Origin of the sequence: Vibrio crassostreae 9ZC13 (assembly GCF_000272045.2) — a bacterium.
Taxonomy (GTDB): Bacteria; Pseudomonadota; Gammaproteobacteria; order Enterobacterales; family Vibrionaceae; genus Vibrio; species Vibrio crassostreae_C.
This window is the reverse complement of sequence record NZ_AJYZ02000019.1, coordinates 1,296,273-1,310,342: the sequence shown is the minus strand read 5'-3', so window position 1 is coordinate 1,310,342 and position 14,070 is coordinate 1,296,273. Positions and strand designations below refer to the sequence as shown.

Below are 14,070 nucleotides of genomic sequence, written 5' to 3'. Positions count from 1 at the left end.
TTGGCGGCCAAACCAGTTTTGCTATATCCATTCTAGATTTCAATCCATTAGGAGATTATTCAGAATGTAATTATAAGACGCTGTTAATGTTGATTAGTTCCCTTTATGCGGCATTTTTTTTCGATTTATCTTCTAAGTCGAATGACGCAGCGATTAATTTCTTGGTGTAGTTGTTTTTCGGCGCATTGAAAATCTCTTCTGCAGACCCTTCTTCCATCACTTCACCCTTCTGCATCACCAGTACACGATCCGACAGTGCTTTCACTACCGAGAGATCGTGGCTGATGAACAGGAAGCCGATATTGTGCTTGGCTTGAATGTCTTTCAGCAGGTCAATCACGGTCAGTTGTACTGAGCGATCGAGTGCTGAAGTCGGTTCATCCAGCAAAATGAAAGAGGGCTCTAGAATCAGTGCGCGAGCAATCGCGATACGTTGTCTTTGCCCGCCAGAGAACTCATGTGGATAACGGTTTATTGAATTCGGCTCTAAGCGAACTTCAATCAATGCTTTGCGCGCTCTTTCTAAACGTTCTTGCTTGGATAGATGAGGTTGATGCACCGTTAAGCCTTCGGTGATGATTTCCCCAACTGTCATGCGTGGTGATAAAGAACCATAAGGATCTTGGAACACCATTTGGACATCTTTCTTAAGCTTGTGACGCTCTTTATCATTTAATAAGCTAACGTCTTGGCCTTTGTAAACAATACGTCCGGTACTCGGCAGCAAGCCGATTAATGCACGTCCAAGGGTTGATTTACCTGAACCAGATTCACCAACAATGCCTAGCGTTTCGCCTTGCTTAAGATTCAACGAAATGCCTTTTACGGCTTCGAAGTACTGGCTTTTACTCTTGATAAAGTGTGATTTCACCAAGAATTGAACTCGGATGTCGTCAGCACACAATAGTTCTGGGGCTGTCGCCTCAACAGGAACCTTAGCGCCTTTCGGAATCGAGTTAATGAGCATTCTTGTGTAATCATGTTTAGGACTATCGAACAAAGATTGAGTCATCCCTTCTTCTACGAGCTCACCTTTACACATCACTAGCACGCGGTCTGCAAAGTGTTTCACCACACCTAAGTCATGGGTGATGAACAAAATTGCCATTCCCATCTTGCCTTGGATCTCTTTGATAAGAGCAAGCACTTCAGCTTGAACCGTTACATCTAATGCAGTTGTAGGCTCGTCAGCAATCAGGATATCCGGTTCATTAATCAGCGCCATTGCGATCATGATGCGTTGCAGCTGACCACCCGAAAATTCGTGAGGGTACTTGGTGTAAGCCTGCTCTGGCATTGGTAAATGAACCAGATTGAAGAGCTCTAGTACGCGCTGTTTTGCTTTTGATTTCGATACTTTGCGATGACACATAATGGCTTCTGCCACTTGAATGCCAACACGAAGGTAAGGATTGAGAGAGGTCATCGGCTCCTGAAAGATCATGCCGATTCTATCGCCACGAATCGACTGCATTTCTCGCTCAGTTTTCCCAAGAATCGATTGTCCCTCAAACTCGATGTCTGATTGTTTATCAATAATCGCGTTATCAGGAAGCAAACGCATAAGAGCGTTGGAAGAGACGGATTTACCTGAACCTGATTCACCAACAATGGCCAAGGTTTCGCTTGAGTTAAGGGTAAAGTTAACCTTTTTGACCGCATCAATGATTCCATCATTGGTTGTGAAGCTAACGGAGAGGTTATTGACTTTAAGTATGGCCCGGTCCGACATGATATATCCTTATCAATTTAAGACATTAGGTGAAGATTGAACTTCTGACGTTGTTTTAAGTTGCCCAAAATGGTGATGAGCACGTTGAATTTGTTCTAGTTCGAGCATCCAATGTGAACTGCGCTGAGCGCTGCAAAAAGCGATCAGGTGATTGAGCAAATCTTCGCTCTGCTTTTCTAATAACCCAAAGGTACGTTGAATCAGCTCAGTGTTCTCCAGAGAGATAAATTGCATCAGAGCGTAAGATTGATTCAAGGTATCGAAGGCTTGTTGATGCTGACCTAATCGGTTGAGTATCTCTGATTGAGCGACACTTGCGTCTCTCAACCCGGCAAGCAGGCAGGCAAATTGGCAAGGCTTAATATCGCTTTGGTATGCTGCATCTTGGATGTGATGAGGAAGTGAGGTTAGAACATCACCATACAGGCGCTGTGCTTCAGGCCAGTGACCTTGTTCCATTAACTGTTCAGCTTTTAGGTAGTGCATCCAGCATCGTTCAATTTCCATATCCACATCCTCAATTTATAATATCAGAAAATGTTAATGATATTTATTATCAATTGCAAATTAAAATCATTCACATGTTAAGTTGGTGAATTAAATGACGAGCTATTCCTAAAAATGGCTTAAATTGTGTGTTATTTGTTCAGTTGAACAGCTGTGTAGCGTAAGTCACTAAATTTGTAGGAAATTACATCTACACTGATTTTATCTACACCCAAGTAATGAAGGACTAAGGAGGCGGCGATGGCGATGCAAAGACTCAATACAGAACAGCTGTATCAGGTAGCGGATTTAGATAAGCTACCATGTAAGTCGACCAAAGAACTGGCTCCAATTGACGAAATCGTCGGGCAGGAACGGGCACAAAAAGCCGTTGAGTTCGCGATGTCAATCAAGGAAAAGGGTTACAACATTTATGCGATAGGGCGAAATGGTCTGGGTAAACGCACCATGATCTTGCGCTATCTGAACCGTCACCCTCAAGAAGTGCAGGAGCTTTTTGATTGGTGTTATATCGCGAACTTTGAAGATATTCGTACACCTAAGGTACTGAAATTACCTCGTGGCGTTGGCAGCAGCTTAAAGCAAGATATTGAAAAGCTAATGCGTAAATTGCTGAAAGGTATGCCTCTAGCGTTTGATAACGAGATGTACTTTAGCCGTGCTGATAGGCTTAAAAACCAATTAGCAGCTAAGCAACAAGCCGCGTTAGAAAGCATTAGCCAAGAAGCGAAAGACAAGGGCATTAACCTGACGATCACCACTCAGGGTGATTACCAGTTTGTGGCCATGAATGGCGATGATCTTCATACCGAAGAGAGCTTTGATCTGCTTTCGCCGGAAGAACAAGATCAATTTGATAAAACCATTGATGGATTGGAAGTCGGTCTGCGAACCATTTCTCGTGAGTTGACGGAACTTGAAGAAACGTACACTGAGAAAATTCAAAAACTGAATGATGATACGGCGCGAGACGTGATCACGCACTTCATCAAGCAATTGAAGAAGGATTACAGCCAATATCCAGACATTAAAAAGTACCTAACGGCACTGCGTAAAGACATTGTCGACAACGCTGACATCTTCTTAGAAGAGAGCACTGAGCAAGCCGAAGTTGCAACCGCTTCTTTGGATAAGAAAATGCCGCGTCGCTACAAGGTTAACGTGATTGTGAGCCAAAAGGAGGAGACTCTGCCGATCGTGGTGGAAGAGAATCCAAATTATCACTCTCTGTTTGGCTATGTAGAAACGGCAACGTTCAAGGGCACTGTCTTTACAGACTTCTCATTGATTCGTGCAGGTAGCTTACACAGAGCTAACGGTGGCGTATTGCTGATGGATGCGGTGAAGGTACTTGAGCAGCCGTACGTTTGGGAAGGCTTGAAACGAGCGCTGCGTTCACGTCAATTGAGCTTCACTTCATTAGAGAAAGAGGTGACCTTAACGGGCGCGGTATCGCTTGATCCAGAGCCGATTCCATTGGACGTCAAGATCATCCTGTTTGGCGACTACCGAACTTACCAACTGCTGCAACACTACGATGCAGAGTTTGGTGAATTGTTCCGTGTGACGGCCGATTTTGAAGATGAGATGAAGCGTACTCCCGATTCTGAAATGCACTACGCGCGCTTTATTTCGAGTATCGTGCACGACAACAACATGCTGCATTGTGACCGTAAAGCGATCGCTCGCATCATTGAGCACAGCTCTCGTCAGGCGGGTGACCAAGGTAAGTTGTCGCTGCACTCGGCACACATTGCTAATCTGCTTCGTGAGTCAAACTACGTGGCGAGAGGTTCAAAGTCGAACCTGATTCGAGCAACACACGTCGACCAAGCGTTATCTAACCAACAGATGCGTGTCGGACGACTGCAAGACAGTGTGATGGAAACCTTCACTAACGGCACAACGCTAATCCATGTTGATGGTCAAGCGGTTGGGCAAGTGAATGCGCTGTCTGTACTCAGCACGACGGATCATATGTTTGGTGCGCCGAACCGAATCACGGCAACCACCGCTTACGGTGATGGTGAAGTGATTGATATTGAAAGAAACGTAGACTTAGGTGGCAGCATTCACTCAAAAGGCGTGATGATCTTGTCGGCTTACCTTTCTTCCGTATTTGGCAAGACAGCCAAAGTCCCGCTCACCACTAACATCACCTTCGAACAATCGTATGGTGGCGTCGATGGTGACAGTGCGAGTATGGCTGAGTTCTGTGCGGTGGTGTCAGCGTTTTCTAAGCAGCCAAACCGTCAAGACATCGCGATTACAGGCTCGATGAACCAGTTTGGTGAGTCTCAGCCAATTGGTGGTGTGAACGAGAAAATTGAAGGTTTCTTTGATGTGTGTGAAATCAAAGGGCGTTCAAACGAACAAGGGGTGATCATCCCGCGTTCAAATGTTCACAACCTGATGCTGCGTAGCGATATTGTGAAAGCGGTTGAAAAGGGCGAGTTTAATATCTGGGCGATTGACCATGTAACAGAAGCGATTGAACTGTTCACAGGCAAAGCCGCAGGAGAGGCGAGTGATGAGGGTAGTTATCCAATTGATACTATATTTGGTATCGCCCAAGCTAAACTGAACGCACTGCGCAAATAGTTTGAATATCTAGATACACAGTTTAATAGCTAAGCTAAATAGATAGATAAACAAACAGATAAACAGATAAACAGCCAAAACGCAAAAGCCATCGATTCTAGAGTCGATGGCTTTTTTGTTGGTTGAGGTTTAGTTTGCCAGTGAACTAATTGTAGTTGGTCAGCTTGCTGTATTCGGTGAAAGTCGCGTGTTAAAAGGCGTTACCCATTTCGTAAGCAAAGCTTGGTGCCATCGAACTTCAGTTTTGCCAACAAGTGTTTGGCGTTAGCTCGGCCAATATCATCAAATTCGACACCGTATCGAGCGTAGTGTGTCGATTTCTGTAGATTGCAGACGATGCCTCGCAATGGCGGAATCAGTGGTCCGTTGTAGTTCTCAGGGGTTATCTCAATAGACACGCGATCGGCAATCTGAATCGCACGAGAGGTTGGTGAGGTAACGAAACGACAACCACTTTTCGATAAGTCTCTTATCTCACAGTTTGCTCGCTGGTCGTTGAAGATGATTCTTGAAGCCAGATTCACTTCATAGCGTGTTTCTTTACGCAGCTGAGTCACTTGCATTGTGCTTGGTGTTGAAAGTACAAGAATAGGGAAGGGTTCACCAATCTTATGGTGAATTTGGCTTCTAAAGTGGATAAGCGCGCCTTCACCTCGTAGAGAATACGCACGAGCGGTCATCCAAAAACCTTCTTGAAAGAAAAAGTTCAGATCTTCATTGGATACCTCGGGAACCTCAACCACAATACAGTTATCACTGTGCGTTCCGATAAACTTGGTGGTGGCGAGAAACTTCGTGCCAACGGGAGTCGAGACATTTAATGTCAGCTCACTGCCGTGCTCAATCATGGCCAGTGCATCAGTGCTATTGATAGTGGAAACGGTGCGATTACGAGGGTCTTGAAGTGCCTGATTATGCTCCAAAGGCTTCTTCAGGGGTGCGTTCATTATATGTTCTCCATGCGCCAACATGCGTCTGTTAGATATTGATAACTTGCTAACAAGGGGTTGTTACGTGCTAGATTTAGTAGGTGTACTAACGCAATTTATAGAGTGCTTTTAATTGGTTTGAATTTTATTTATAACCACACGCTATAATAATATTTTCTTTGATTGTAAGTACTTAGTTTTATTTATATGCACTTGCGTTAGTCTATTACAAGGAATTCATACTTCAAACTTTAATTGTTTGTCGTATCCATTATTTGCAGGAGTTGAGAATGCAGGCAGTTAAATGGGATCAAGATGTGAACCAGATCACGGTTGAGTTAGAACCAGATCAGTTTGCGGTAGTTAAGTATAAAAAGGATGGCGATGTACTGCATATCACCTCAACTCGAATCCCTGATGAACTGCAAGGCAAGGGCTTTGGTAAGGCGATGATGGAGTCGGTATTGCCTGAAATTGAACAAGCGGGCTTCAAAATTGTGCCGGTTTGTAGCTATGTGGTTCACTACATGAATAGGCAGCCACAGTGGTCACACCTTCTATCCGATAAAGCATAACAACGAGTAATATGTCTCAATCAATATCGTCGAATAATCGAGCTCAACCTGAAGCGGGTTCAAGTCAAAATCAGCCAGAGCTTTATCAACAAGAGTTTTATCAAAATGAGCTTTATCAAAAAATAGCGACCTCGCTGGGTTGTCATGAAGGGTTTGATGTCCAAGTGATTCAACGCCTATGGGGTGGATATGGCGAGTTAGTTCGCTTAGTCTTTTCTCAAGAAAGCAGTGCGGAACTCAAGAGTGTGATTGTTAAACATGTCGCGTTGCCAGATAAAGCTGAACACCCAAAGGGTTGGAATACCAAACTCTCTCACCAACGAAAGGTACACTCTTACCAAGTGGAAACAGCTTGGTATCAGTCATTCACCCAACAATGGGATGAGCGCAGCCCTGTACCTGTTGGGCTGCAATGTGAACTAGAAGAGAATGAGTGGCTGATAGTGATGCAAGACTTAGCGGATATAGGTTTTCCGTTAACCTCTCAGTTTGATGTACTTGCAGCTTCTGACTATCAGGTATCTAGTTACACACGAGAAGAACATAAACAACGCGATGCTTGCCTAAAATGGCTCGCTAACTTTCACGCAAAGCACATCAATGTAGATCAAGAACAATCAGCCTCATTGTGGCAAGTCGGCACATATTGGCATTTAGACACACGTCCTGATGAGTTAAACACTTTGATTGATTTACCCTTGAAGAACCAAGCCAAGCACATCGACCGTTTATTAAAAGAATGTCCATATCAAACCTTAGTCCATGGCGACGCCAAGCTTGCCAATTTCTGTTTTGATTCAGAAATCCAAAACGCAGCTGCCGTCGATTTCCAATATGTGGGTCACGGTTGTGCGATGAAAGATGTCGCTTTGTTCATGAGTAGTGCGGTGAGGCCGCAAGACTGCGCTGAACTTGAGCCACAGGTACTGGATATTTACTTCCGACACTTGAAAGAGGCATTGGCGTACTATCAGCCACAGCTTTCGTTCTATGAAGTCGAATCCGCTTGGCGACCAATGTTCTATGTCGCATGGGCCGACTTCCAACGTTTCGTAAAAGGCTGGAGCCCAGAGCATTGGAAGATTAACCCGTATACTGAGCAGTTGACCTTACGAGTGCTTACTCAATTAGACGAACAGGAGTCCGTCAATGTTCGATAGAACTGCGAGCTGGAAAACGCCGCAAAACTTTTTATTACTGATTTCGATTGTTGTCCCTATCGCGTTTTCGAGCTGGATGGCACTGCTTAATAACTTCGTGATTGAAAAAGCGAACTTTGATGGTGCGGATATTGGTTTACTGCAAAGTGTTCGTGAAATACCTGGTTTCTTAGCGTTTACCGTAGTGTTTGTGCTGGCCTTCATACGTGAACAACGCTTTATGTTGATATCGCTAGCGATGCTCACTGTAGGCACCGCGATTACGGGTCTGTTCCCTTCACTCACTGGTCTGTTGCTGACTACGATTTTGATGTCGACGGGCTTCCACTATTTTGAAACGCTGAAGCAGTCTTTGTCACTACAATGGTTGAGTAAAGAAGAAGCACCAGAGATGTTAGGTAAGATGATCTCCGTTGGCGCGTTGGCATCTTTAATCACTTATGGCTCTATTTGGGTGATGTTAGAGCAACTCAAACTCGACTTTGCTTGGGTGTATGGCATCACTGGCGGAATTGGTTTTGTTTTAGTTTTGGTGATGACCTTTGGTTTCCCTGAATTTCAGACTAAGACCCAACAAAATAAGAAACTGGTATTGAGAAAGCGTTACTGGCTCTACTACGCGCTAACGTTTATGAGTGGTGCAAGAAGACAAATCTTCACCGTGTTTGCAGGCTTTCTGATGGTAGAGAAATTCGGTTACTCGGCAGCTGACATAACGCTATTGTTCTTAATCAACTACCTATTTAACTTCTTGTTCGCAAAACGTATTGGTCGATTTATTGGTGTGGTGGGTGAGCGTAAGGCGCTGATTTTCGAGTATGTCGGTTTGATTGGTGTATTTGTCGGTTATGGCTTAGTGCAAAACGCAGAGTGGGCGGCAGCACTTTACGTGGTCGATCATTTGTTCTTTGCATTGGCACTAGCGATCAAAACTTACTTTCAGAAAATTGCAGATCCGGCTGACATGGCATCAACCGCTGGTGTCTCTTTCACCATCAATCATATTGCAGCGGTCGTTATTCCAGTGGTGTTTGGTGTGATTTGGTTGTCTTCTCCTGCAACGGTTTTCTATATTGGTGCAGTGATGGCCGTGGTTTCTCTAGCGCTATCTTTAAACATTCCGAAGAAACCTGAAGAGGGCAACGAAGTGCGAATGTTTAGCTGGCGCTAATGTTGGTCTCGATATTATGAAATAAGCAAAAAGCTCCAATAGTGATATTGGAGCTTTTTGTTTATGTGGGATATGTATATCTAATCCGCAAAATAGGTTTCACGCGGATCAGTTTCTTACGGTTTTTAATTCGGTACGCAGCTTGAAAATTCCCTTTGGTGCCTTGGTGAGTAAAATGCCGCAAAGTAGGGGGATCATCATAAACAATGATTGTTCAGACAGAACTTCACCGTTGACGTAACAAGATATTAGCAGCGCTACTACCGGGAAAATCAAAAAGCAGATAGACGCTTGGAAAGGGGTCGAAACCTGCCCTAATTTGAAGTAAGCCACAATGCCGCCAACACTCGCGACAAAGCCTAGGTAAACCACGGCTGAGATTGAATCCTCAGTGAAGGATTCAACATTCACGTTTTCACCTACAGCTGAAACAGCGAATAAGAATAAAGCAGCAATCAGGCTCGGTACGGCGTTGTAGGTCAGTACTTCAATACCTTTGCAGTGCTTTTGAACCAGCACATACATAACTGCGTGAATCGCAACAGCAAGGCCTAAGCAAACCGTGCCAATTAGGTAGTCATCGCCACCCATCTGCATTTCGTTGCCAAGGATTAAACATAGGCTCACAACAGCAGTAATCAAACCGAATATCTGGTGCTTCGCCAGTCGTAGACCTAAGAATAAGCCAGACATCAGCATCACAACCACAGGCATGTTGGCGAAGATGATCGACGCTAAACCTGAAGAGATGTATTGCTCGCCATAGATCATCAACGTAAACGGAATCGCGAAATACATCAGCGCAACAATAAGCAGCCATTGGCGCTTACCTTTAGGGAACAGCAGTGGTTGGTTGAAGACTTTCGCTAATACCGCAAGCAGAGGTGCTGCAAGTAAAAAGCGTAACGCAGTAGCAAAAATAGGTGGGATAGAATGCAATGCTACTTCCATAGCGAACCAAGTGGTTCCCCAAATTAAGCAAACAGAGACAAAAAGCAAAATAGTTAGCGACTTCGAATTCATGGTGACTACTCATTAATAATTATTTTAAATCATAGGCTTGTAGCGCCTTAATGACGTGGCACAGTATAGAAAGGTAGTCGGAGAAAAGTTTTGTCTTTTTATCTCTAATTTGAGTTTTTTGTGGAAATTAAATCTCTATTATGATTATTTTATAGAAAATAAATTCGCTTTAGATAGTTAAAGTAAAGTCATTGTTCTTTGTGAGGTTTAATTTAACTTAAGGAATGGTCAACTCAACGAGTATGGCTGTTGGGTTATTGCTGTTAGCGTAGCAACAAAAAACGCGCCCTTAATGAGGCGCGTTTTTGAGCAATACGTTTAAGAGGCTGCGTCTACTGCGTAACAGGCTTAACTTGTTTGGGTTGTCTTACCGCAAGGATAAGTTGTGGTAGCAGTGACATCACTATCATGCCGGTCATTAGTGAGTATTGTACTGCAGTGAATGATTCACCCATTAACACCATGCCTGTCACGATGCCAGCCACTGGGTTTGCGATTCCACCGAAGGTGAAATCAACCACCGACATACGTTGTAGCAACCACACATACATGCCGTAACCCAGCGCTGTGTTTAGGCCAATCACCCACACGAGTCCCATAGCATTACGAGTATCGAAATGAGTCACGGCATTAACATAAGGCTGCGGGTCGATGAATGCATGAACGCCAGACGCGACAGACAAAATCGTACCACCCAGAATCAACTGCCACGTTAATACCTTCCACCAGTGCATGCGGTTACCCAGTGACTTGGTAATGCTGCTGCCGATGACAATACACATTATTGCGGCGAACATTGCGCCTAAACCGATTGGGTTCAGAGCAATTTGGCTTGGGTTAAACAGTATCCACGCTAAGGTGATCAAGCCAATACCCGAAAGGGCCTGAATCAGATGCGGGCGCTGTTTTTTCACTACCCAGTGGAAGATCATCGCGAACACTGGCACAGAGATCATACCCACGCCAGAGATTGCCGAAGGCAGCGTTAGCGCCATCACGAAGATCAAGCCAAAGAAGGTCGCGATATTGATAAGGCCCAGTGTGAAAATGATTTGCCACTCGCCTTTTTTAGGCAGTGTTGGTTTTACTGCTAGCAATAACAAACCAGCAGGTAACGCACGCAAAGCACCCAATAATAATGGTGGCCACTCCTGTAGCGTAAATTGCGTCACTGCATAGGTTGTTCCCCAAAAGAACGCGGGGATCATTGCTAATAATATGTTCATTTAAAATATCTTTACGTTAAGATAACTATTGTGTGAACTGTATACTGAGAACTAGTGGTTGTAAAGTATCTTTATGTTAAACTAGTTTGAAGTAATCAGACTAACAACGGAGCGAGATTGCAAATGGATGCTATCGACCGCGTAGTAGAGCAATGGGCAAAGGAAAAGCCCGAACTAGATACTGAGCCTATGGCAATGATGGGTCGGATTATGCGTATTGCCAAGTATATGGAGACGCAAGTTGCCGAGCTTCATAAAAAATACGACATGAAGCTGGGTGAGTTTGATGTGCTGGCGACGTTGCGACGTTCTGGGAAGCCTTACCGACTGACGCCATCTGAACTGATTGGATCCATGATGCTGACATCTGGCGCGATGACCAATCGCCTTGATAAGCTAGAAGCCAAAGGGCTGATCAGTCGTGAACACAGCAAAGAAGACAGACGCAGCGTGAGTGTCCAGTTAACTAAAGATGGTCTTATTCTGATTGACCAAATGATGACTGAACATGTCGAAATGCAGAAAAAACTGGTTAAATCATTGTCTGCGAGTCAGAAGAAGAACACCAACCAACTTCTGAAAACATGGTTGAGCGCGTACGAGTAGTTTTTCTGATCTTCCTTTAGATTCAATAAAAAACCGAAGCCTAATCGCTTCGGTTTTTTTGTTCCTGTCTAAGAATTTCAAGTACAGAGAGTTAGCGAGTTAAGCTTGCAGCATCTCATCACTGAACAGTTCTGCGCAGCCAATACCATTAATGGCGCAGCTTTCATCAATGTCTGAAATGTCACCGCTCACGCCGATAGCACCCAATACCGTTTTATCCTTGTCTCGAATCAGTAGCCCCCCAGGAACTGGCACCATGTTTCCGTGCGCGAGCACGTTTACGGCGGAGATAAATGCTGGTCGGTTGTCAGCATCTTGGGCGAGTTTTCTAGAGGAACAACCCAGTGCGAGTGCCCCCCACGCTTTAGCAATCGCGATGTCTGGTCGCATCATGCTAGAGCCATCTTGACGTTGCAGAGAAATCAGCTTGCCACCGCTGTCTAAGACGGCGACCGTCAAAGGCTCAGTGTGGATCTTGTTTCCTGCTTGTAAGGTGCCATCAATGATGGTTAACGCTTGTTGTAGAGTCAAACTTCCCATGTTATCTCCTAGTTTTTCAAGGGGCCGTGTACCAAGCTAAGTCAGCCAATCATTACTCTTGTTGTGAATATCATCGACTGATTCATCTCGGTACAAGAGTTCTAACTGGACTCTTGTAATAGCCCATAGCTGGGTAAAGTTAGGAAGGCAGCGAACTCTTTGGCTGTAGAAAGTTGATAGAAAAGATCAGCTGTCTCTTCAAATCGACCTGCTGTATAGCGCGAGTCTCCGACTTCATGTTTTATCGTGTCTAGCTCTTGGTAAAGCCAAGAGTGGAATAGTGATTTGGTAAAGGTTTGGCCATCATCGAGTGTTACCCCGTGGTGGATCCACTGCCAGATATTGGCTCTTGAGATCTCAGCAGTCGCGGCATCTTCCATAAGGCCGTAGATAGGTACACAGCCGTAGCCTTGGATCCAAGCCTCAATGTAATACAGCGCAATGCGGATATTCTTACGCACACCCGCTTCGTCGCGGCTGCCTTCACAAGGTTTTAGCAGAGAGTCTGCATTGATCACATGGTCTGGGCTTTGGAAGTCCATTTGGTTTACTTTGCCATCGAGGTGCTTATCGAAGATCGACATCGCTAAATCAACCAGTGCAGGGTGCGCGACCCATGTGCCGTCGTGTCCGTTCTGAGATTCTCTTTGCTTATCTTCGATAACCTTGGCGGTTACACGCGCCATTTCTTGCGGATCGTTCGCTGGAATAAAGGCCGACATACCACCCATCGCCAGTGCGCCGCGAGCATGACAAGTACGCACCAACAGTTGGCTATAGGCATTTAGAAACTCTTGATCCATGCCGATCCCGTGGCGGTCAGGCAGGATGCGGTCTTTATGGTTTTTCAGCGTTTTGATGTAGCTGAAGATGTAATCCCAACGGCCACAGTTCATTGCCACGATATGATCACGCATTGCGTACAAGATCTCTTCCATTTGGAATACGGCTGGAAGCGTCTCAATCAAAACCGTCGCACGAATGGTGCCTTTGGGTACGTGGAAATAGTTTTCGGTGAAGCTGAAAATATCGTCCCACCACTGTGCTTCTTCCATGCTCTCAAGCTTGGGAATGTAGTAGTAAACACCTAAGCCTTGTTTTGCACGTGACTGATAGTTATGGAAAAAGTACAAAGCGAAGTCCATCAAGCAACCGCCGATAGGCTGATTGTTGAATTGAATGGACTGCTCTGGCAAGTGAATGCCTCGTGGGCGTGCGATCAGCAGTGCAGGATCGTCGTTTAATTGGTAACGCTTCTGCTTCTTCTCATCGAAGTAACTAATGGTGCCAAGGTTGGCGTCTCTTAGGTTGATTTGCCCTTCGACCATATTGGCCCAAGTCGGGGAAGACGCATCCTCAAAGCAACACATGAAGACTTTTGCGCCTGAATTTAGCGCGTTGATCACCATCTTTCTTTCGATAGGTCCGGTGATTTCTACGCGGCGATCAAGCAGCTCTGGTGGCGGTGTTGCTACCTTCCACTCTTTATTCTGACGAATGGAAACGGTGTCTTTTCTGAAATTGGGTAGCTCTCCCTCGTCATATTGAGCTTGTTTTGTGTTGCGGTCACTTAGCAGGGCATGACGGCGATCTCCAAACTTATTGACGAGAGCTTCTAAGAATTTTAATGCATCTTTAGACAAGATCTCTTTGTACTCGGAGTTGTTCATATTCCCGAGTACCTGCATACACTGCACTTCTTCTCTCTCTTTTACGTCATTCATCATTGTTGTCTCCTTTAAACAATATGATGTCATTTTGTATACAAAATGCTCTTTTTAAGGATATTTATATTGTAGAAATTGTAAACAAGCAAACGGTATTTAACATTTATTTATCATTTGATCTTTTTGTAATTTATTTTCACGTAAAGATATTTTATGTAAAGCAATGAATTGTAAGCTTTTCAGGATGAGTACGTACTTAATGTGATGGGTTGATGTAACAAAATTGTTTCATTCTGGGGTTGATAAATAGCGAGGATGGTTCATAGTACACAA

12 protein-coding genes are annotated in these 14,070 nt (G+C 44.6%); 5 read left to right on the top strand and 7 right to left on the bottom strand.

Features of this window, described 5'->3' with window-relative positions:
- Window positions 1–103 precede the first annotated feature (103 nt).
- Together A136_RS06995 and A136_RS06990 are read right to left on the bottom strand one after the other, a co-directional pair.
- Complete coding sequence (locus tag A136_RS06995) at window positions 104–1,732, bottom strand: ABC transporter ATP-binding protein (protein WP_017065027.1); 1,629 nt, start codon at window positions 1,730–1,732, stop codon at window positions 104–106.
- Window positions 1,733–1,744: 12 nt separating this feature from the next.
- Complete coding sequence (locus tag A136_RS06990; protein WP_029235272.1) at window positions 1,745–2,239, bottom strand: hypothetical protein; 495 nt, start codon at window positions 2,237–2,239, stop codon at window positions 1,745–1,747.
- Window positions 2,240–2,479: 240 nt separating this feature from the next.
- Between A136_RS06990 and A136_RS06985 the strand changes: the two genes are divergently transcribed.
- Window positions 2,480–4,840 carry a Lon protease family protein gene (locus A136_RS06985; protein ID WP_017061577.1) on the top strand — a complete coding sequence of 787 codons (2,361 nt, stop codon included), beginning with the start codon at window positions 2,480–2,482 and terminating at the stop codon, window positions 4,838–4,840.
- A gap of 200 nt (window positions 4,841–5,040) precedes the next feature.
- Here A136_RS06985 and A136_RS06980 read toward each other — a convergent pair whose 3' ends face one another.
- Window positions 5,041–5,787, bottom strand: coding sequence for a flagellar brake protein (locus A136_RS06980; protein ID WP_017065025.1), 747 nt, complete (start codon window positions 5,785–5,787; stop codon window positions 5,041–5,043).
- 272 nt (window positions 5,788–6,059) lie between these two features.
- On the opposite strand from A136_RS06980, the gene A136_RS06975 reads away from it, so the two are divergent.
- From A136_RS06975 to A136_RS06965, 3 genes are read left to right on the top strand one after another with little or no spacing between them, the layout of a single operon-like run.
- Window positions 6,060–6,344, top strand: a complete 285-nt coding sequence (locus A136_RS06975; protein WP_017065024.1) for a GNAT family N-acetyltransferase — start codon at window positions 6,060–6,062, stop codon at window positions 6,342–6,344.
- Window positions 6,345–6,355: 11 nt separating this feature from the next.
- The gene (locus A136_RS06970; RefSeq protein WP_017065023.1) at window positions 6,356–7,504 is read left to right on the top strand and encodes a phosphotransferase; all 1,149 of its coding nucleotides are present in this window, start codon (window positions 6,356–6,358) and stop codon (window positions 7,502–7,504) included.
- Window positions 7,494–8,675: an MFS transporter gene (locus A136_RS06965; RefSeq protein ID WP_010432674.1), complete on the top strand. Its 1,182-nt coding sequence runs from the start codon at window positions 7,494–7,496 to the stop codon at window positions 8,673–8,675. The genes A136_RS06970 and A136_RS06965 overlap by 11 nt, the downstream gene beginning before the upstream one ends.
- A gap of 108 nt (window positions 8,676–8,783) precedes the next feature.
- On the opposite strand, the gene A136_RS06960 is transcribed toward A136_RS06965, so the two are convergent.
- Window positions 8,784–9,698, bottom strand: a complete 915-nt coding sequence (locus tag A136_RS06960; protein WP_017065022.1) for a DMT family transporter — start codon at window positions 9,696–9,698, stop codon at window positions 8,784–8,786.
- Window positions 9,699–10,030: 332 nt separating this feature from the next.
- On the bottom strand, window positions 10,031–10,924 hold the full coding sequence (locus tag A136_RS06955; RefSeq protein ID WP_017065021.1) for a DMT family transporter: 894 nt from the start codon (window positions 10,922–10,924) through the stop codon (window positions 10,031–10,033).
- Between the two features lie 123 nt (window positions 10,925–11,047).
- Here A136_RS06955 and A136_RS06950 point away from each other — a divergent pair, with 123 nt between their 5' ends.
- Window positions 11,048–11,530 (top strand): MarR family winged helix-turn-helix transcriptional regulator, encoded by a 483-nt coding sequence (locus tag A136_RS06950; protein WP_017061583.1) that lies wholly within the window; start codon window positions 11,048–11,050, stop codon window positions 11,528–11,530.
- Window positions 11,531–11,629: 99 nt separating this feature from the next.
- Here A136_RS06950 and A136_RS06945 read toward each other — a convergent pair whose 3' ends face one another.
- Window positions 11,630–12,070: a GlcG/HbpS family heme-binding protein gene (locus tag A136_RS06945; RefSeq protein WP_004732837.1), complete on the bottom strand. Its 441-nt coding sequence runs from the start codon at window positions 12,068–12,070 to the stop codon at window positions 11,630–11,632.
- 101 nt (window positions 12,071–12,171) lie between these two features.
- Entirely contained in the window at window positions 12,172–13,797 is a 1,626-nt protein-coding gene (gene aceB / locus A136_RS06940) for a malate synthase A (protein ID WP_017065020.1), read from the bottom strand.
- Window positions 13,798–14,070 lie beyond the last annotated feature (273 nt).